This is a genomic window from Sphingomonas sp. SUN019 (assembly GCF_024758705.1).
Lineage (GTDB): Bacteria > Pseudomonadota > Alphaproteobacteria > Sphingomonadales > Sphingomonadaceae > Sphingomonas.
Window position 1 is genome coordinate 1,545,274 of sequence record NZ_CP096971.1, and the last position, 17,210, is coordinate 1,562,483.

Below are 17,210 nucleotides of genomic sequence, written 5' to 3' on the forward strand. Positions count from 1 at the left end.
TGATTGCATCACCGACGCTGACTTGTCAGACTCTCGCGTCATTCCTATAATCGCATTCAATCTATTTCATTCTGGAGAACGCGATGGCGACGGTTCAGGCATGGCAGGGAAACGATGAAAACCGCGTGCTGACTGCAGCGGTGTCGCGCGTCGCCACCTGCTGGAAACTGACCAACGCGCAACTCGGCGCGATCCTCGGACTTTCGCCCGCAACCGCCTCTCGGTTGCGGTCGGGCGGTTTCGAACTCGATCGTTCGAGCAAGGCATTCGAGCTGGGGCAATATCTGATCCGCCTGTTCCGCAGCCTGGATGCGCTGATGGGCAGTGACGACGCCGCGTCCACGTCATGGCTGCACAGTCCCAATCTCGACCTCGACGGACGGCCGATCGACCTGATCCGGTCGATCCGCGGGCTGGACGCGGTGGCGAACTATGTCGACGACCACCGCGCGCAGGTCTGACTCGGTCCCGACCGCTGCCGATTTCCGTGCCTACGCCGGGCCGGTCTCGCGGCTGGTCGAAGCGCAGCACCGCATCTCGACCAACCGCCTCGCCGCGACGCGCGAAGATCAGGCGCTGCTGGAAAATCTGGTCGAAGAGGTGAAGCCGGTGATGCCGCACGCCGCCCGCGGGCTGCACTATCTACTCGCGACGCCGTTTCGCTATGGTCATGCGAAGCCGTCACGGTTTCGCCGCGCGACCGAACGCCCCGGTATCTTCTACGCGGCCGAAGATATCGCCACCGCGATAGCCGAAACGGCGTATTGGCGGCTGCTGTTCTTCTCGCGCTCGCCCGGATTTCGGCCACCCAGCACGGTCGTAGAGCATTCCGCCTTCACCGTGCCTGTCGCGGTCGATCGCGCGCTCGATCTCACCGCGCCGCCGTTCGACGTGCAGCGCGCGCTGTGGACCGACCCCGCCGATTACGCCGCATGTCAGGACTTCGCGGCCTGCGCCCGGGCGATCGCAGCGCAAGCGATCCGCTACGCATCGGTGCGCGACCCCGATCACCGCGCGAACCTGGCCCTGCTCGATCCCGCCGTCTTCGCCAGCGCGGCCCCGACGATCGAGCAGACGTGGCACTTCCGCTACGAGGCGGGGCAACTCACCGCCTTCGCTGCCTTCCCGTCGAACGAGCGGTACGCCTTCACTTTCGCGACCTTCGGACTTTCGCCGCCCTAATCCCCTGCAAAGGTCAGCGCGGTCATTCGGCGTTCGCGTTCGTTGACGGTCAGTGCGCGGCCCGCGGGGGCGGCGGCGCGCTGCGGGCAATCGGGGCGGACGCAGGCGCGGCAGCCAAGCCCGATCGGCATCACCACGCCGCTCAAGTCGAACCCACGCGCAGCCGCGACGCTCCCCGCCAGCTCCGCCGCCACCCCGATCCCGATCGCAAACTCCGCCGCTACCGCGCCGTAGCGCCGACCTTGCGGGTTGACCGTCCGCGCCATCGTCAGCCAGCGCGCGCCCGTATCGCTTCCGACGCCCTCGATCTCGACCAACTGCACCACCAGACTGCCCGGCCGGTCGAATGCGCGGTGCAGATGCCACAACGGACACCGTCCGTCCGCCTCCACCAGCGCCGCGCCGCTCGCGCCCGCATAACGCTTCGACGATTGCCCGGCGCGGTCGATGCGAATCATGAAGAACGGCAACCCCCGCGCCCCGACGCGCTGCAACGTCGTCAGCCGGTGCGCGACCTGTTCGAACCCTGCGCCGAACCGCCGCTGGAGCAGTTCGATGTCATACCCCGTCGCCTCGCACGCGCGCAGGAAGCGCGCATAGGGCATCATCACCGCGGCCGCGAAATAGCTCGACAGGTGGCGGCGATACAGCCGGTCGGACGCACGATCGGCGAACCCGGCACCGAGCGCCAGCGCCTCGATCTCGCCGCGCGCTTCGATCTGCGCCAACTGGAATGCAGCGGCGAAGGTGCGGCTTGCCGGGTCGAGCAACTCGCTCAACTGCAATTGTCGCGCGTGCAGGTCCAATCGCCGCAGCATGTCCGGCATCACCTCCACCGGCAGCACGCGGATCGTCAGGCTGTGCTTCACCCGCAGGCGCTCGGCGATCGCGCCGTACAGGTCGCCCGCCCCCAGCCGCAGTTCGTCCGCCAGCGTCTCCGCCGCCGCATCGAGATCGGCGAAATGATTGCGCCAGCGCTCGATCTCGCGTCGCACCGGCGCGACCGGATCATCCGCCACCAACGCCGCCCCGCCACCCGCCAACATACGATCGAAGGCGCGCGCGAACGCCTCGGCCCCGCCGGGCGCGGCGGCCAGCCATTCCTCCACCTCGTTGCGGTCGATCTCCAGATCGGCAAACAACGGATCGGCCAGCCGCCGCCGCACCGCCGCCGCACCGCCGCCGGGCTCCCCCGCGGCCAGCGCGCGCGGATCGAAGTCGAACGTCTCGGCCAGTTTCACCAGCAACGCGGCGGTCAAAGGCCGCTGGTTGCGCTCGATCAGATTGAGATAGCTCGGCGAAATCGCCAGCGTTTCGGCCATGCCGGCCTGCGTCAGCCCTTGCTGCCGTCGCAATCGCCGTACGACGTGACCCGCCATCAATTTGCGATCGGCCATGCCGCGCTCCCTCCGGTTCCGAACCGATAAAGCGCCGCGCGATGAGCGTTGTCAATAATTGACATAGCTACATCTGACAGAGCCAGTCGATGATACCCTGTGACACTATGATGACGGAATAGCGCATTGTCGCAAGGCGTTCGGTGCGCTCTTTAGGATCATCATCTGTATTGTTATCGACAGGAAATCACATGGACCCGACCCCGCAACGCAGCCGCGCCGTCTTCTCCACCGAAGATTTCGAGCTGATGAAGGAGGCGGTCGGCGACTACATCAAGAAAATTGCCGACGAACCGCGTTCGGCCAAATTCTCGAACCTGTACCACCGCCTCGGCCGCCTCGGCTGAGCCAACCTCTTTCGACTTTCCGGGGGCGTTTTCGATGACCTATCAAGACCACAGCACCACGATCGGCCAGCTGATCCAGAGCCAAAACGGCACATGGGACGGCATCGATGCCGAGGCCGTCGCGCGTATGCGGTTGCAGAACCGCTTCCAGACCGGACTCGACATCGCGCGCTACACCGCCGCGATCATGCGCCGCGACATGGCCGCTTACGACGCCGATCCGGCCGCGTATACCCAGTCGCTCGGCTGCTGGCACGGCTTCATCGGCCAGCAGAAGATGATCAGCATCAAGAAGCATTTCGGCACGACAAAAGGTCGCTATCTGTACCTGTCCGGCTGGATGGTCGCCGCGCTGCGCTCCGATTTCGGTCCTTTGCCGGACCAGTCGATGCACGAAAAGACCAGCGTTCCCGCGCTGATCGAGGAGCTCTACACGTTCCTGCGCCAGGCTGATGCGCGCGAACTGGGCATGATGTTCCGCGAACTCGACGCCGCGCGCGACGCCGGGAACGAGGTCGAGGCGCAACGCCTGCTGAACGCGATCGACAGTCACGAAACCCACGTCGTGCCGATCATCGCCGATATCGACGCCGGGTTCGGTAATGCCGAGGCGACGTACCTGCTGGCGCGCAAGATGATCGAGGCGGGTGCCTGCGCGCTGCAGATCGAGAACCAGGTCAGCGACGAAAAACAATGCGGGCATCAGGACGGCAAGGTCACCGTCCCGCACGAGGACTTCCTCGCGAAGGTCCGCGCCTGCCGCTACGCGTTCCTGGAATTGGGCGTCGAGGACGGCATCATCGTCACGCGCACCGATTCTCTCGGCGCGGGCCTGACCAAGCAGATCGCGGTCAGCAAGGAGCCGGGCGACCTCGGCGATCAATACAACAGCTATCTCGATTGCGAGGAGATCGATCCGGCGACCGCGCGCAACGGCGACGTGATTCTCAACCGCGACGGCAAATTGCTGCGGCCGAAGCGCCTGCCGTCGAACCTGTTCCAGTTCCGCGAAGGCACCGGCGCGGATCGCTGCGTCATGGACTGCATCGCCTCGCTGCAGAACGGCGCGGACCTGTTGTGGATCGAAACCGAAAAGCCGCACATCGAACAGATCGCGTCGATGGTCGACCGTATCCGCGAGGTCATCCCGAACGCCAAGCTGGTGTACAACAACAGCCCCAGCTTCAACTGGACGCTGAATTTCCGCCAGCAGGTGTTTGACGCATGGCAACAGGCGGGTCAGGACGTGTCGGCCTATGACCGGGCGCGGTTAATGAGCGTCGACTATGACGGCACCGTGCTCGGCGACGAAGCCGACGAACGCATCCGCACCTTCCAGAAAGACGCGGCGGCGCGGGCGGGCATCTTCCACCACCTCATCACGCTGCCGACCTATCACACCGCGGCGCTGTCGACCGACAATCTCGCGAAGGAGTATTTCGGCGACGCGGGGATGCTCGGCTACGTGAAGGGCGTCCAGCGCAAGGAAATCCGCGAAGGCATCGCCTGCGTGAAGCACCAGAACATGTCAGGCAGCGACATCGGTGACGATCACAAGGAATATTTCGCGGGCGAGGCGGCGCTGAAGGCCGGCGGCACGCACAACACGATGAATCAGTTCGCGGCGTGATGCAGTAGCCGCAGCAGACGCTGCGGCACGCCCGCATCACGCCCGGCCGGCGGGGCGAAAGCCCCGACCGACGACACGGCTATGCCGGGTCGCTACCGGCCAAAGTTCCTGGGGAGGAAAGGTGCCCGCCGGTGGTTCAAACCACCGGCGGGCATTTCCCCATCAGCCGCGAACGATGTGCGCCCTGAACCACCCCACAAGCTCGTCGACCGTCATTTCCCCCGCCGCAAGCGACAGGAACGTCACGACCATCGCCACGTCATCGCAATTCAGCGCATATCCGTTCAGCGCCAGAAAGGTTTCGCTGACGACCAGCGCGGTCCGCTTGTTGCCGTCGACGAACGGATGGTTCTTCGCTATCCCGAACGCATAGCTCGCCGCAAGGTCCGCCACGTCCGGCTCGCCATACGCCACCAGATTCTGCGGCCGCGCCATCGCGCTTTCCAGCATTGAACGGTCCCGCAGCCCGGCAGCGCCGCCATGTTCGGACAGCTGCTCGTCATGCGCTGCAAGTGCGACGTCCACCTCGACCCAAATCCAATTCACGATTATTTGGCGAGTTCGGCCAGCGCGTCGCGACGCCGTTTCATCACCTCGCGCGCAACCTTCATCTGCTCGGCAAATACGGCATCATGCCGCCGTACGCGAAAACCGTCTGGCTCATCGACCAGATCGAGCGCATCGCCCATCTCGACGCCGAGCTTGGCGAGCACCTCCTTCGGCAGGATCACGCCCAGCGAATTGCCGACCTTGATGACCTTGAGCGCGCGAGGCGGTTTGAGGAAGGGTGCGTTCATACACTTGTTATAACATTAGTTGGCGGTTAGCTCAATGCGACACAAGGGCTTAGATGAACCGATGCCCCAACCCGCGCAGCGCGAATCCACCATCGTCATCGTCGCCGCGCTGCTCGCGAATCTCGGCATCGCGGTCGCCAAGTTCATTGCCGCGGGGATCACCGGATCGTCGGCGATGCTGACCGAGGGCGTCCATTCGGTCGTCGACAGCTTCAATCAGGTTCTGCTGCTATGGGGTCAGCACCGCGCGAAGCGACCGGCGGACAAGATCCACCCGTTCGGCTACGCGCGCGAACTCTATTTCTGGAGTTTCGTCGTCGCGATCCTGATCTTCGGGGTCGGCGCGGTCGTCTCAATCTACGAAGGATATCTGCACGTCGTCGAACCCGAGCCGCTGTTCGACCCGACGATCAACTACATCGTCCTCGCCGTCGCCTTTGCGCTGGAGGGCACGTCATGGGTCATCGCGATGCGCGCCTTCGCCCGCACCAAGGGCCCTGAAAGCTGGTGGCAAGCGGTGCGGCGGTCGAAAGACCCGACCGGGTTCATCGTGCTGTTCGAGGATTCGGCGGCGCTGGTCGGGCTGGTCGTCGCGGGTATCGGCGTCTGGGCGAGCCACCAGTTCGACGACGGCCGGATCGACGGTATCGCCTCGATCGTCATCGGCGGCGTGCTGGGCGTCGTCGCGGTGCTGCTGGCGCGCGAGGCGAAGGGACTGCTGATCGGCGAGCGCGCCGATCCCGCCGTCATCGAGCGCGTCCGCGCGATCGTCGCCGCCAGCCCCGGCGTCACATCGGTGAACCACGTCCGCACGATCCACACCGGGCCGGAAAGCGTTTTCGCCGCAATCAGCGCCGATTTCGCCGACGATTTGACAATGGGCGATGCCGAAACGCTGATCGAGCAGATCGAAACGCAACTAAAGGCCGCCGAACCGACGCTCGTGTCGATCTACATCCGTCCGGAAAAGCGCGAGAATGCGACGCTCGTGGTTGAGACGACGCCGCCTGCGTGACATGATCGCGCGCATGTCGCATATCCTTGCCAGCCTGTCGGCGCTGCTGTTCCTGATCGTCGCCATTCCCGCACAGGCCGCGGTTACGATCACTTTCTGGAGCCACGAGCTCGGCAACAGTTTCCCGCACGCCTTCTTCACGCTGCGCGGCACGCCCGACGCGGGCGGCGCGCCGGTCGACCTGAACTACGGCTTCACGCCGCAGTCGATCAGCCCCGCGATCCTGTGGGGGCCGGTGAAGGGCCGCATCGACATCGCCAAGCCCGGCTATATGAACGGCAGCGACGCGCAATTCGCGTTGGTGCTGACCGACGCGCAATATACCTCGATCCGGGCGCTGGTCGACGAATGGGATGCGGTGAAGGGCGATCCGACCTACCGGATGAACACGCGCAACTGCGTCCATTTCGTTGCGGAGGCCGCGCGTCGCGCCGGGCTGCGTACGCTGGATTTTCCAAAGCTGATGAAGAAACCGCGGTCCTATTTGAAGGCGGTCGCCGCCGCCAACGCCACGCAGGTCACCGTAATAGACCGCCACGGCAAGGAATATCTCGCCACCCTGCCGCCGCTCGCCCCTGCAGTCGCCGCCGCGGTCAACTGACCGGGACGATCTCCACCACGTCGAGCGTCGATTCGAAGCGCGGATAGGGAAGCACCATCCGCCACCGCGCCGCGCCGACCCGTTCGACGAAGCCCGCCATGTCACGCGACGCGTCCATGCCATATTCCATCGCGCGCACCTCGTCCCCGATCACCATCGTGCCCAGGAATACCGCACGCCCGCTGTCGGCGTCGAAGATCAGCCCGACCGGCCGCTGTGACCCGCCGGTCTTGTGAAACCCCGACACCCCGCCCTCATCGTCGACCCGGCATGCGAACGGCGGATAGGTGACAAAATCCGGCCCCTTCCCCTTCGACCCCAGCTTGAACACGCGGCAGCGATAGTCGCCCGCGGGCGGCACCGGCCCGGCCAGCGACCGGTCGGGCGCAAACAACGCCCCCTGCGCCGCAATCTGCTGCGCCGCGCCATCCTGCTTTGCACGGTCGAAGGCGTCGACCCACGCGGTGCGCCAGTCGCGCAACCGGTCGCGATCCGCCGGTGTCGCAACCTTGCGCCAGTCGAGCGGCGCAGCAGCCGTCGCTACTGTCGCAGGCCGATCGCCGCCGCCGCCACATCCGGACATGACGCCGCCGGCGATCAGCGCCAGCGCGCAGAACATCCTCATGAAAACCGCGATCCCGTTCTGTTATGCGACCAAGCTATACCCGCATCACGCCGCGGTCCAGCCGCCGTCCATGCTCAGGTTTGCGCCGGTGATCGATGCCGCTTCGTCACGGCACAGGAACAGCGCGAACGCCGCGACCTGTTCGGGGGTCACGAATTGCTTGGTCGGCTGCGCGGACAACAGCACGTCGTTCATCACCTGCTCGCGCGTCAGCCCGCGCGCCTTCATCGTGTCGGGGATCTGGTTCTCGACCAGCGGCGTCCAGACATAACCTGGCGAGATGCAATTGACTGTGATGCCGTCGGTCGCAACCTCCAGCGCCGCCGTCTTGGTCAGCCCCGCGATGCCATGCTTGGCCGCGACATAGGCCGATTTGTTGGGGCTCGCGACCAGGCTGTGCGCCGAGGCGGTCGATATGATCCGCCCCCATTTCTTGGTCTTCATCAACGGAATCGCGGCGCGCATCATGTGAAACGCGCTGGTCAGGTTGATCGCCAGAATCGCGTCCCACTTATCGATCGGGAACTCGTCGATCGGGCTGACGTGCTGGATGCCCGCATTGTTGACGATTATGTCCGGCCCGCCCAGTTCGGCATGGCAGCGCGCGACCATCGCCGCGATCGCCTCGGGCTTGGTCATGTCGGCGGCATCGTACAGCGCGCCCGCACCGCTCGTCTCGGCCAACGCCGCGCGTTCCTGCTCGATCGCGTCGGCATCGCCAAAACCGTTGATGACGACCGCGGCACCCTCGGCCGCAAACGCCTTGGCGTAGGCGAGCCCGATGCCGGAGGTGGAACCGGTGACCATCGCGGTCTTGCCCTTCAGGAACATCTGCAACTCCTCGTAATGTGCTAGATCAGCGCGCCAGGTCGAACGCAGCGGTACGCCCGGTCAGGACGTTCTCCGCGACGATCTCGGCATTCTCCATCGTCGCCTCGACCGCGGCCTGCCCCGCGACCCAGTGTTCGCGCATCGTTCGGTGCGAGAATTCATAGTCGCGCGATCCGCCTTCCCAGGCGTTGGCGCGATAGATCAGGTGGACGAGGCTGACTGGCTGCTCCGCCGCCATCGCGGTCAGCGCGCGCACGTCGCCATCGTTGCGCAACGCGTCGGGCAGCTTGGCCAGCACCTTCCGCACCAGTTCGCGTTCCGTGCGCAACCGCATCAACTGATCGGTCACCTGCCGCGTCCGGCTGGAGAAACGGATCTCCTTTTCCCGCGCCATCACGTCCATGATCGTGTGCGGGAAATCGGCCGCGGCGGCGAACAGATCGACCTGGAACACCAGCATCCCCTCGCGCTGGTGATCCAGCACGTGCTGCAGCGGCGTGTTCGACACCAATCCCCCATCCCAATACCAGCGTCCGTCGATCTCGACCGGCGGCAGGCCCGGCGGCAATGCGCCCGACGCCATGACGTGCCGCGCGTCGAGCCGTTCGTCGGCGCTGTCGAAATAGCGGAAGTTCCCGCTCTCGATATCGACCGCGCCGACCGACAGCCTGACCGGCCCGTCGTTGACCAGATCCCAGTCGACCAGCCGATCGAGCGTGCCCTTCAACTGTGTCGAATCATAAAAACTCAGCGCCTCGCACGATCCCGGCACCGCCAGCATCGGCGGCACGAAACGCGGGCCGAAGAACCCCGGCACGCCCGCCAGCGCGACAAATCCTGCAGACCATTCGTGGACGAATTCGCGCACCCGGTCGTCCGGCAGGATCGGGAAGCTCGGCAGCCAGCTAGTCGTCTGGTCCCAGAACTCCCGCAACCGCGCGACGCGGCGTTCGGGCGGGTTTCCGGCGACGATCGCGGCGTTGATCGCGCCGATCGAGATGCCCGCGACCCAATCCGGCTCGATTCCCGCGTCGGACAGCGCCTCGATCACGCCGCCCTGATAACTGCCCAGCGCGCCGCCGCCCTGCAGCACCAATGCGACCTGATCGGGAAGTGGAATCGCCTTCGCGCGGCGGCGTACCTTCGGTTCGACATCTGCCATCGCGCGCTCCCATGCGCCGCCCGGCGCGCACGATCAACCACACAGGTTGCAACCGCCGCATCGTTTCGCGCATTCATGCCGGACGAGTAACGAAAAGGGACCAGTGCGATGCGCCTCGACGATTTCGATCCGAACATCAATGTCGAGGACCAGCGCGGCCAGAGCTTCGGCGGCGGTGGAGGCGGGGGCGGCCTGCTGCTCGGCCTGCTGCCGATGATCGGCAGCCGCTTCGGATGCGGCGGGATCGTCGTCGTGCTGATCCTGCTCGCGGTGTTCGGCGGGCTCGGCAATATCGGCAGCATGTTCGGCGGCGGCGGCGCACCCACCACGCAAACCGGTCAGCGCTCGGGCGAAGGCAGCGGTGCGACCAGCGCGTGCGCGGTCGACGCGTCGAGCCGCGCGGCGTGCAACGCGTTCAGCTCAGCCGACAACACGTGGGAGGTGCTGTTCGCCAAATCGGGCCAGCGCTTCACTGCGCCCAAACTCGTCTTCTACAGCGGCATGGGCCAGTCGGGATGCGGCGCGGCGCAATCTGCGATGGGGCCGTTCTATTGCCCGTCCGATCAGGGCATCTATCTCGATACCTCGTTCTTCCGCGAGCTCGAAACCAAATTCCGCGCGAGCGGCGATTTCGCGCAGAATTACGTCATGGCGCACGAATTCGGCCATCATATCCAGACGCTGACCGGCGCGTCCGATCAGGTCCGCCGCGCCCAGGCGCGCGCGACCGAAGCCGAGGGCAATGCGCTGTCGGTCCGGCTGGAGCTGCAAGCCGATTGCTACGCCGGCGTGTGGGCGGCGCAGAACCGCACCCGGCTCGATCCGGGCGACCTGGAGGAAGGCATGACCGCCGCGCAGGCGATCGGCGACGACACGCTGCAAAAGGAATCGCAGGGCCGCGTCGTCCCCGACAGCTTCACCCACGGATCATCGGCGCAGCGCCAGGAATGGCTCCAGCGCGGCCTGCAAAGCGGCGATCCCGCGGTGTGCGACACGCTGAAGGGCGCGGTCTGACGTGGCGATGGCGTCGGCGTACCGGGTGCTCGCGCCCGTGCGCCGCCGGTTGTTGCGATTGACCGGCGCACGAACCCTGGGCGTGCGCGCTATTGTTGTCGATCCGGACGGCCGTATCGCGCTGGTCCGCCACACCTACACCGACCTTTGGTATCTCCCCGGCGGCGGGGTCGATCGCGACGAAGGCTATCCCGCCGCGCTCGCCCGTGAACTGCGGGAAGAACTCGGGATTGACCATTACAGCACTGAACGCATCCTCGGTGCCTATCACGCAGCCGGCGAAGGCCGCGACGATAACGTGCTGGTTTATATCGTCCGTCTCGATGAAGCGGCGGCGCGCGCGGTCCGGATCGCAGACCCGCGCGAAATCGCCGCCGTAGAATGGTTCACGATCGGTGCGCCGCCGCCCGACACGTCGCCCGCGACCCGCCGCCGACTCGCCGAGTATCGGTCAGACAGCGTCGGCGCGGGCGACTGGTAGCCTTAGACCTTGACCAGCATCTTCCCCGTATTGCCGCCGGTGAACAATCCCATGAACGCGTCGGGCATCGCATCCAGCCCCTCATGGACCGTCTCCTGCCGCTGCAATTGCCCGGCCGCCATCATCTTGCCCATGTCGGCATAGAACTCCGCCGCACGGTCCATGAAATCGCTGACGATGAAGCCCTGGATGCGCAGCCGCGCGCCGATCACCTTGGCCAGATAGCGCAATTCCTGCGCCTGCCCGTCGTTGTAGATGTCGATCATTCCGCAGATCGCAAACCGTGCGTGCATGTTCGCCGCCAACAGCGCCGCATCGAGATGCTCGCCGCCGACATTGTCGAAATAGACGTCGATGCCGTTCGGAGCCGCCGCCATCAGTCCCTTGGCGGCCGATCCCGCCTTGTAATCGACGACCGCATCCGCGCCGAGCGACTTCACCCAGTCGCATTTCTCCGCGCCGCCGGCGGAGCCGATCACGGTCATGCCCTTGGCCTTGGCGATCTGAACGACGGTCGATCCGACCGCGCCGGCGGCGGCGGAGACAAACACCGTGTCGCCGGCCTTCGCGCCCGCAACCTCAAGCAACCCGAAATACGCGGTCATCCCCGGCATCCCCAGCTGCCCGAGAAAAGCCTGATCGTCGGCCCCCAGATCGGGCAATTTCTGCACCTGCGCCGCGGGAAGCACCGCTTCGTCGCGCCAGCCGAGCATGTGCAGCACCTTGGTCCCAACCGGCATGTCCGGCACGTTGCTCTCCACGACTTCGCCGACCGCGCCGCCCTGCATCGCCTCACCAAGCGCGAATGGCGGGACATAGCTTTTCACGTCGTTCATCCGCCCGCGCATGTACGGGTCGACCGACAACCAGCTGTTCGCGATCCGCACCTCGCCGTCGCCCAGCGGCTGCGACGCCGATTCGACGATCGCGAAGTCGGTATGTTTCGGCATTCCCTGCGGACGCGCCTTCAGGCTCCATGCACGCGGCATATTCGACTCTCCCTTGGATTGGTTTTCGAGCGCGCGGTATGGCCGAGTCGCGCGCAAAAGCAAAGGCCCCGGACGTCGCCGTCCGGGGCCTCGCCGCGCCCGCTCGGAGGGAGGTAAGCGGCGCGATTCCGTCAATAGGTGCCGGAGAAGCTGCGGTTCAGCATCCGCCCCTGCGCATCGCCACGATCGGCGGCACCGTCGTCACGATCGCCGAAAAGCGCCTGCTTGCGCTCCTCGTCCTTCCAATGCTTCTTCGCTTCATCGGCGGTCTTCGCCAGCGTCACCTTGGCGTCGACCGCCGCGATCCAGCCGCACGGAATCGAATGGTGCCGTCCGCCGGCGTCGGCGTCGCTCTTGGTAAGCAGGATGCGGTCACCGCGCACCTTATCGACCGTCCCGACGTGGCTGCCGTCCGACCCGACGACATCCATATGCTCCTCGACCTTGCCCAACTGATCGCGCTGGCCCTGACGCGTGGTGCGCCACGTCGCGAATTCGTTTTCGAACTTCGACCGGTTTTCGCGGCGATATTCGTCATAGTCACGGTCGAGCGCCGCGATCTGCCCGCGCCGCCAGCCATGATAATCCGAATCGCGATCGGCGCCGGAACGCGCGTCGTAACCGCGATCGTCATAGCGCAGATCGGCCTCACGCCGCCGTTCGGCCTCATCGTCCCCAAACCAAGAGCGCACCTCGTCTCCGGCGCGCGCAAAGAACCCGCGTTCATCGTAATCATAACCCTGCGGCTGGCGGCCGTAGTCGCGGCCACGTTCCTGACCGTAAGCAAAGCGATCCTGCTCGCCGCGATCGCGGTGCTGACCATAAGCGGTACGATAATCATCGCGCCCCCGCTGCCCGAACCGATCGCGCTGCGCGTAACCGGCATTGCCATATTCGCGCTGGCCATATGGCGCGCGGCCTTGGTCGCGATATTCGCGGTCGTAGCGCGCGCCACGATCGTCGCGGCCATAATCATCACGGTCGTAGCGGTCGCCCTGCGGATTGTTACCGCGCGGATAGCGTTCGTAACCCATCACCATTGCTCCTTCGTTCCTGCTGCGAACGACGTGCCAGGCTCTGTCGGCCCGCTCGCCGATACGCCAAAGAAGCAATGAAAAGCGTGTTGGTTCCGATCGTTACGGAACCGCATCGGACCTTCGTCGCACCATCCGCGCGACTGGTCGCAGAGGCGGTTTTGCATCTGCAAACGACGCTGTTGCATCGCTTCTGCAGGCTCGCTAATGGCGGATTTGCCGGTCGAAACCGGGCGGAGGGCGGGGCCGTAGCTCAGATGGGAGAGCGCTGCAATCGCACTGCAGAGGTCAAGGGTTCGATTCCCTTCGGCTCCACCAGCCCTCCATTTTCCCGCCATTGACGCCGCGCAATGCGCCGCGATGATACCTGCCAACCATAGGGGTTCAGGCATGATTATCGTCATCGGCACAGTCACCTCGCGCGCAGATACCTTCGACCTGCTGCGCGCCGCGGCGATCGATCACACCCACCGATCGCGCACGGAGGACGGCTGCATCAGTCATGAGGTGGCGGTCGACTGCGACGATCCGCTGCGGCTGATCTTCCTCGAACGCTGGCGCGACCGGGCTGCGCTGGAGGCGCATTTCCGCGTTCCCGCATCGGGCGCGTTCATCGCCGCGATCCGCGCGCACGCCGCCGCATCGACCGGACCCGACATCTATCCGGTCGCGAGTGCGTGACAGCAGCGCCGCCGCCGCTACGGTAAGTCGCATGACTGAGACGCTGCCCGATCCGATTCCCGCCGCCACGCTGGTGATCTTCCGCGAATGCGCAGACGGCCCGCCCGAATTGCTGATGGTCGAACGCGCGAAGGCGATGGTGTTCGCGGGCGGCGCGATGGTGTTTCCCGGCGGGCGGATCGATCCCGGCGATCATGCGCTCGCCGAACTTCACGGCGGTACTGACGAAACAGCCGCGCGGATAGCGGCGGTGCGAGAGACGATCGAGGAGGCTGGGCTGCCGATCGGTCTGGCCGAAATGCCGACCGCCGACACGCTGATCGCCCTTCGCGCGGCGCTGCACGACGGCGCTCCGTTCGCGCAGGCGCTGGCCGACGCGGGCGCGATGCTGAACTTGAACGCGCTGACCCCATTCGCGCGCTGGCGTCCGGCGCACGCGCATATGCGCATCTTCGACACGCGCTTCTATCTCGCACAGCTGCCCGCCGGCGCGCCGTGCGCCACCGTCGACGAAACCGAGAACGTACGGCTGGTCTGGGCGACCGCGCAAAAAATCCTGGATGATGCCGATGCGGGCAAGCTGGCGATCATCTTCCCGACGCGCCGCAATCTCGAACGGCTCGCACAGTTCGACAGCTTTGCTGATGCCGTCGCGCACGCCGAGGCGACGCCGGTCGTGACGATCACGCCGTGGGCGGAGGACCGCGACGGCGCGCAGCACCTCTGCATTCCCGATGATGCAGGCTATCCGGTCACATCGGAGGCGATCTCGAGCGCCATGCGCGGCTGATGAGGCGCATCCGGCGCGCGACGGGCTGGCTCGTCGCGCTCGTGCTGATCGCCGCGATCGCCCTGTTCCTGTGGAGCGTCGCCCGCGGGCGACCGCAGGATTTGCCGTGGACCGCGCTCGATCTCGGCGAACCGATCGGCATGTTCACCGGGCGCAAACTCGCCGCGCTGGGCGACGATTTCGCGACATGCCGGTCGCTGATGGATAAGGCCGGGATCGACTACACCGTCCTGCCGGCCGTGACCGAAGGCCAGTGCGGCTATAGCGACGGCGTGCGCTTCGCCGCCGGTGGGGCGCGCCGGATCGGCTTCGCACCCGCGAACCTCGGCGTCGCCTGCCCGGTCGCGGCGGCGTTGGCATTGTGGGAATGGCACATCGTTCAACCCGCCGCCCAGCGCCATTTCGGCGCGCGCGTTACGACGATCGACCATCTCGGCAGCTACAATTGCCGTCGCCTGTACGGCCGTTCGTCGGGCGACTTCAGCCAGCACGCCACCGCCGACGCGATCGACGTTGCGGGCTTTCGCCTATCGGATGGCAAACGGATCAGCGTCTTGAAAGACTGGTCCGACACCGGCCCGAAAGCGTCGTTCCTCCGTGACGTCCGCGACGGCGGGTGCGACGTGTTCGCCACCACGCTGTCGCCCGACTACAACGCCGCGCACCGCGATCACCTCCACCTCGATCAGGCGAACCGCGGCGCGATGGGCTGGCGCGCGTGCCGTTAGTTCGGCAGCGCGTCCGCGCCGACCTTCTCCACCCAGTGCGGATAGAATACCGGTTGCCGTGACGACCAGCCCGATGCAGTCGCCGCCGCCTCGCTGATCGACTGCAGCAATTTCCGCCGCGCTTCGGGATGCAGGTGCGGCAAGGCCGCCGCCGCGCAGAACGCGCCCGGCAGCCACGGCCGCACCGACGCGCCGATCAGCCGTTCGTACAGGAAGCGGTACGCCGAGAAATGCGTGATGCGCCCCTGCCCCAGATCGAACGCGCTGATCGTGACCAGCGGAGCCAGGAACGGCTCGATCGCGTCCAGCCCGCTGTCATCGGGAACGATCGCGCGAATCTCGTCGAGCCTGGCGTAATGCCGGGCCTGCGCGCGGATGCTGGCCGCTTCGACCACGTCGCGCGACCAGCGCACCATCGCGTCCTCGCGTTCCAGACCCACGTCCAGGCTGCGCCGGATATAGCGCTGCGTCGCCGCGGCGAACCCTGCGAATTCCTTCATCTCGGCCAATGTCATCGCGCCATCGGCCGGCTTCATCTTGGCACCCATAGCAACACCCCGCCCCGGACAATTCCGAGCCAAGGCATCATGCGCCAATATGGTTAACGCGCCCCTTAACGCCGCGATGCCCGGCGTTCACATAGAGTCAGAGATCATGACGCGCCGCAACATACAATGCGATGAAGCGAGATTGCGCGACAGGAAAGCAAATCAGGTGATGCGTTTGCGCAACAATATTCAACTGTCCTGCTGCCGCTCCGCTTCCTCGTCGTAACCCGACGATGGTGCGGGCTCGTCGCGGCCGGGCTGCGTGCTGGCGGGAGGATCGGATGCGTCCATCGATTCATCCAGCGCATTGTCCAGCCGCGCATCCTTGCTTTCGGGATGCTTCTCCAGCCGTCGCGCGATCGACTTGTCACGCCCTGCGTCACTCGCGTGGCCCTCGGCTGCCGGGGCTACGGAAAGGCTGTCCAATGCCCGGTCATCAATATTGTCGTCAATCGCGCTCATGTTCGCCTCTCCCAACGCTTGATACGGTGGCAGAACGAACGCCTGCGCGCCGCGTTCCGCTCAATCCAACGCCGTCACCGTCACGCGCTGCCGATGCATTTCCGCCGCCCCGAACACGGTCATGAACGCGATGTCGGTCGCGTCGCGCCCGACACACACGCGCGCGATGTCGCCGCAGCCGCCCATGTCGGTCGCGTCGATCAGGCGCCATGCGCCGTCGAGCCACAATTCGGCGACGGCATGGAAATCGGGCGGCTGGACGCCGGGCGAATAGGCCGACACGCAGCGCGCGGGGATTTCAGCCGCCCGCGCCATCGCGACCAGCAGATGCGCGAAATCGCGGCACACGCCGCGGCGCTCGGCAAAGGTTTCCATCGCGCCGGTGCGCGGATCGCTCGCGCCCATCTCATAGGCGATGTTCTCGCGCACCCAATCGGCCAGCGCCGCCGCCATCGCGCCGCCCGTCAGCCCCGTGAACGTCTGGCCGACGAAATTCTCCAGCCGGTCGGATTCGCAATATCGGCTGGGCAACAGGTACGACACGACCGGCCCCGGCAGGTCTCGCACCGGCGTCGCGCCATAGCCGTCCAGCCGCACGCGCGGTCGGTTAATCGCGACGACCGCGCGATACTCCGCCACCAGCCGCCCCTCGCCGCGCGCCCAGCACCTTTGCCCGATCCCGCCATCGCCCGGCACAGCGCGGATCGGATTGTCCGAATGGATCACCAGCGACTGCGATTCGAGCCGCTGATCCCACGACGCCGCTACCTCGATCTGCAACAGCACGTCGGCGGGCGCGGCAAATCCGTAGTCGAGCAGAACGTCGATCGACAGGCGCATCGGGCAATTCCAAAAAAGAAGGGGCCCGGCGGGTTGTCCCGCCGAGCCCCGACACG

General features: G+C 65.9%; 22 protein-coding genes and 1 tRNA gene. 12 read left to right on the forward strand and 11 right to left on the reverse strand.

What is annotated here, in order from left to right; genetic code table 11:
• Positions 1–83: 83 nt before the first annotated feature.
• Both M0208_RS07510 and M0208_RS07515 read left to right on the forward strand, forming a co-directional pair.
• Positions 84–461 carry an MbcA/ParS/Xre antitoxin family protein gene (locus M0208_RS07510; RefSeq protein WP_258891098.1) on the forward strand — a complete coding sequence of 126 codons (378 nt, stop codon included), beginning with the start codon at positions 84–86 and terminating at the stop codon, positions 459–461.
• Entirely contained in the window at positions 433–1,182 is a 750-nt protein-coding gene (locus M0208_RS07515) for an RES family NAD+ phosphorylase (protein WP_258891099.1), read from the forward strand. The genes M0208_RS07510 and M0208_RS07515 overlap by 29 nt, the downstream gene beginning before the upstream one ends.
• Here the strand turns inward: M0208_RS07515 and M0208_RS07520 are convergent.
• A complete protein-coding gene (locus M0208_RS07520) occupies positions 1,179–2,579 on the reverse strand; it encodes a short-chain fatty acyl-CoA regulator family protein (protein WP_258891100.1) in 1,401 nt (466 codons plus the stop codon). The two genes, M0208_RS07515 and M0208_RS07520, sit on opposite strands and share 4 nt — an antisense overlap.
• 191 nt (positions 2,580–2,770) lie before the next feature.
• Here M0208_RS07520 and M0208_RS07525 point away from each other — a divergent pair, with 191 nt between their 5' ends.
• Positions 2,771–2,926, forward strand: coding sequence for a hypothetical protein (locus tag M0208_RS07525; RefSeq protein WP_258891101.1), 156 nt, complete (start codon positions 2,771–2,773; stop codon positions 2,924–2,926).
• Between the two features lie 34 nt (positions 2,927–2,960).
• Positions 2,961–4,556 carry an isocitrate lyase gene (locus M0208_RS07530; protein ID WP_258891102.1) on the forward strand — a complete coding sequence of 532 codons (1,596 nt, stop codon included), beginning with the start codon at positions 2,961–2,963 and terminating at the stop codon, positions 4,554–4,556.
• Positions 4,557–4,718: 162 nt separating this feature from the next.
• Here the strand turns inward: M0208_RS07530 and M0208_RS07535 are convergent, their stop codons facing one another.
• Complete coding sequence (locus tag M0208_RS07535; protein ID WP_408988084.1) at positions 4,719–5,102, reverse strand: type II toxin-antitoxin system death-on-curing family toxin; 384 nt, start codon at positions 5,100–5,102, stop codon at positions 4,719–4,721.
• A gap of 2 nt (positions 5,103–5,104) precedes the next feature.
• Positions 5,105–5,353: an AbrB/MazE/SpoVT family DNA-binding domain-containing protein gene (locus tag M0208_RS07540; RefSeq protein ID WP_258891103.1), complete on the reverse strand. Its 249-nt coding sequence runs from the start codon at positions 5,351–5,353 to the stop codon at positions 5,105–5,107.
• A 61-nt stretch (positions 5,354–5,414) separates the two neighbouring features.
• Here M0208_RS07540 and M0208_RS07545 point away from each other — a divergent pair, with 61 nt between their 5' ends.
• Together M0208_RS07545 and M0208_RS07550 are read left to right on the forward strand one after the other, a co-directional pair.
• Positions 5,415–6,368: a cation diffusion facilitator family transporter gene (locus tag M0208_RS07545; RefSeq protein WP_258891104.1), complete on the forward strand. Its 954-nt coding sequence runs from the start codon at positions 5,415–5,417 to the stop codon at positions 6,366–6,368.
• A 13-nt stretch (positions 6,369–6,381) separates the two neighbouring features.
• Positions 6,382–6,969 (forward strand): hypothetical protein, encoded by a 588-nt coding sequence (locus M0208_RS07550; protein ID WP_258891105.1) that lies wholly within the window; start codon positions 6,382–6,384, stop codon positions 6,967–6,969.
• Here M0208_RS07550 and M0208_RS07555 read toward each other — a convergent pair.
• The 3 genes from M0208_RS07555 to M0208_RS07565 are packed head-to-tail and all read right to left on the reverse strand — an operon-like array spanning position 6,962 to position 9,587.
• Positions 6,962–7,594, reverse strand: coding sequence for a DUF4893 domain-containing protein (locus M0208_RS07555; RefSeq protein ID WP_258891106.1), 633 nt, complete (start codon positions 7,592–7,594; stop codon positions 6,962–6,964). The genes M0208_RS07550 and M0208_RS07555 overlap by 8 nt on opposite strands.
• 45 nt (positions 7,595–7,639) lie before the next feature.
• A complete protein-coding gene (locus M0208_RS07560; RefSeq protein WP_258891107.1) occupies positions 7,640–8,425 on the reverse strand; it encodes a 3-hydroxybutyrate dehydrogenase in 786 nt (261 codons plus the stop codon).
• Positions 8,426–8,450: 25 nt separating this feature from the next.
• A complete protein-coding gene (locus M0208_RS07565) occupies positions 8,451–9,587 on the reverse strand; it encodes a patatin-like phospholipase family protein (protein ID WP_258891108.1) in 1,137 nt (378 codons plus the stop codon).
• A 108-nt stretch (positions 9,588–9,695) separates the two neighbouring features.
• Between M0208_RS07565 and M0208_RS07570 the strand changes: the two genes are divergently transcribed.
• Both M0208_RS07570 and M0208_RS07575 read left to right on the forward strand, forming a co-directional pair.
• Positions 9,696–10,601 (forward strand): neutral zinc metallopeptidase, encoded by a 906-nt coding sequence (locus tag M0208_RS07570; RefSeq protein WP_258891109.1) that lies wholly within the window; start codon positions 9,696–9,698, stop codon positions 10,599–10,601.
• A gap of 7 nt (positions 10,602–10,608) precedes the next feature.
• Positions 10,609–11,082, forward strand: a complete 474-nt coding sequence (locus M0208_RS07575) for an NUDIX domain-containing protein (RefSeq protein WP_258893190.1) — start codon at positions 10,609–10,611, stop codon at positions 11,080–11,082.
• A gap of 2 nt (positions 11,083–11,084) precedes the next feature.
• Here the strand turns inward: M0208_RS07575 and M0208_RS07580 are convergent, their stop codons facing one another.
• Positions 11,085–12,071 carry an NADP-dependent oxidoreductase gene (locus tag M0208_RS07580; RefSeq protein WP_258891110.1) on the reverse strand — a complete coding sequence of 329 codons (987 nt, stop codon included), beginning with the start codon at positions 12,069–12,071 and terminating at the stop codon, positions 11,085–11,087.
• Between the two features lie 131 nt (positions 12,072–12,202).
• Positions 12,203–13,105: a DUF2171 domain-containing protein gene (locus M0208_RS07585; RefSeq protein WP_258891111.1), complete on the reverse strand. Its 903-nt coding sequence runs from the start codon at positions 13,103–13,105 to the stop codon at positions 12,203–12,205.
• A 242-nt stretch (positions 13,106–13,347) separates the two neighbouring features.
• On the opposite strand from M0208_RS07585, the gene M0208_RS07590 reads away from it, so the two are divergent.
• From M0208_RS07590 to M0208_RS07605, 4 genes are all read left to right on the forward strand, one after another.
• Positions 13,348–13,423 (forward strand) — tRNA-Ala (locus M0208_RS07590).
• 72 nt (positions 13,424–13,495) lie between these two features.
• On the forward strand, positions 13,496–13,786 hold the full coding sequence (locus M0208_RS07595; RefSeq protein WP_258891112.1) for a putative quinol monooxygenase: 291 nt from the start codon (positions 13,496–13,498) through the stop codon (positions 13,784–13,786).
• Positions 13,787–13,817: 31 nt separating this feature from the next.
• Positions 13,818–14,576, forward strand: a complete 759-nt coding sequence (locus tag M0208_RS07600) for an NUDIX domain-containing protein (RefSeq protein WP_258891113.1) — start codon at positions 13,818–13,820, stop codon at positions 14,574–14,576.
• Positions 14,576–15,304: an extensin family protein gene (locus M0208_RS07605; RefSeq protein WP_258891114.1), complete on the forward strand. Its 729-nt coding sequence runs from the start codon at positions 14,576–14,578 to the stop codon at positions 15,302–15,304. Before M0208_RS07600 ends, M0208_RS07605 begins: the two co-directional genes overlap by 1 nt.
• On the opposite strand, the gene M0208_RS07610 is transcribed toward M0208_RS07605, so the two are convergent.
• The 3 genes from M0208_RS07610 to M0208_RS07620 form a co-directional block, all read right to left on the reverse strand.
• A complete protein-coding gene (locus M0208_RS07610; RefSeq protein WP_258891115.1) occupies positions 15,301–15,852 on the reverse strand; it encodes a hypothetical protein in 552 nt (183 codons plus the stop codon). The two genes, M0208_RS07605 and M0208_RS07610, sit on opposite strands and share 4 nt — an antisense overlap.
• Positions 15,853–16,041: 189 nt before the next feature.
• A complete protein-coding gene (locus tag M0208_RS07615) occupies positions 16,042–16,314 on the reverse strand; it encodes a hypothetical protein (RefSeq protein WP_309546989.1) in 273 nt (90 codons plus the stop codon).
• A 60-nt stretch (positions 16,315–16,374) separates the two neighbouring features.
• A complete protein-coding gene (locus M0208_RS07620; RefSeq protein WP_258891116.1) occupies positions 16,375–17,154 on the reverse strand; it encodes a transglutaminase family protein in 780 nt (259 codons plus the stop codon).
• Positions 17,155–17,210: the final 56 nt, after the last annotated feature.

Coding starts and splice junctions, on each gene's coding strand:
- M0208_RS07615 (WP_309546989.1), bottom strand. CDS start 16,314: ATGAGCGCGATTGACGACAATATTGATGACCGGGCATTGGACAGCCTT.
- M0208_RS07540 (WP_258891103.1), bottom strand. CDS start 5,353: ATGAACGCACCCTTCCTCAAACCGCCTCGCGCGCTCAAGGTCATCAAG.
- M0208_RS07570 (WP_258891109.1), top strand. CDS start 9,696: ATGCGCCTCGACGATTTCGATCCGAACATCAATGTCGAGGACCAGCGC.
- M0208_RS07620 (WP_258891116.1), bottom strand. CDS start 17,154: ATGCGCCTGTCGATCGACGTTCTGCTCGACTACGGATTTGCCGCGCCC.
- M0208_RS07580 (WP_258891110.1), bottom strand. CDS start 12,071: ATGCCGCGTGCATGGAGCCTGAAGGCGCGTCCGCAGGGAATGCCGAAA.
- M0208_RS07550 (WP_258891105.1), top strand. CDS start 6,382: ATGTCGCATATCCTTGCCAGCCTGTCGGCGCTGCTGTTCCTGATCGTC.
- M0208_RS07525 (WP_258891101.1), top strand. CDS start 2,771: ATGGACCCGACCCCGCAACGCAGCCGCGCCGTCTTCTCCACCGAAGAT.
- M0208_RS07515 (WP_258891099.1), top strand. CDS start 433: ATGTCGACGACCACCGCGCGCAGGTCTGACTCGGTCCCGACCGCTGCC.
- M0208_RS07565 (WP_258891108.1), bottom strand. CDS start 9,587: ATGGCAGATGTCGAACCGAAGGTACGCCGCCGCGCGAAGGCGATTCCA.
- M0208_RS07595 (WP_258891112.1), top strand. CDS start 13,496: ATGATTATCGTCATCGGCACAGTCACCTCGCGCGCAGATACCTTCGAC.
- M0208_RS07520 (WP_258891100.1), bottom strand. CDS start 2,579: ATGGCCGATCGCAAATTGATGGCGGGTCACGTCGTACGGCGATTGCGA.
- M0208_RS07555 (WP_258891106.1), bottom strand. CDS start 7,594: ATGAGGATGTTCTGCGCGCTGGCGCTGATCGCCGGCGGCGTCATGTCC.
- M0208_RS07585 (WP_258891111.1), bottom strand. CDS start 13,105: ATGGGTTACGAACGCTATCCGCGCGGTAACAATCCGCAGGGCGACCGC.
- M0208_RS07510 (WP_258891098.1), top strand. CDS start 84: ATGGCGACGGTTCAGGCATGGCAGGGAAACGATGAAAACCGCGTGCTG.
- M0208_RS07610 (WP_258891115.1), bottom strand. CDS start 15,852: ATGGGTGCCAAGATGAAGCCGGCCGATGGCGCGATGACATTGGCCGAG.
- M0208_RS07545 (WP_258891104.1), top strand. CDS start 5,415: ATGCCCCAACCCGCGCAGCGCGAATCCACCATCGTCATCGTCGCCGCG.
- M0208_RS07575 (WP_258893190.1), top strand. CDS start 10,609: ATGGCGTCGGCGTACCGGGTGCTCGCGCCCGTGCGCCGCCGGTTGTTG.
- M0208_RS07530 (WP_258891102.1), top strand. CDS start 2,961: ATGACCTATCAAGACCACAGCACCACGATCGGCCAGCTGATCCAGAGC.
- M0208_RS07560 (WP_258891107.1), bottom strand. CDS start 8,425: ATGTTCCTGAAGGGCAAGACCGCGATGGTCACCGGTTCCACCTCCGGC.
- M0208_RS07600 (WP_258891113.1), top strand. CDS start 13,818: ATGACTGAGACGCTGCCCGATCCGATTCCCGCCGCCACGCTGGTGATC.
- M0208_RS07605 (WP_258891114.1), top strand. CDS start 14,576: ATGAGGCGCATCCGGCGCGCGACGGGCTGGCTCGTCGCGCTCGTGCTG.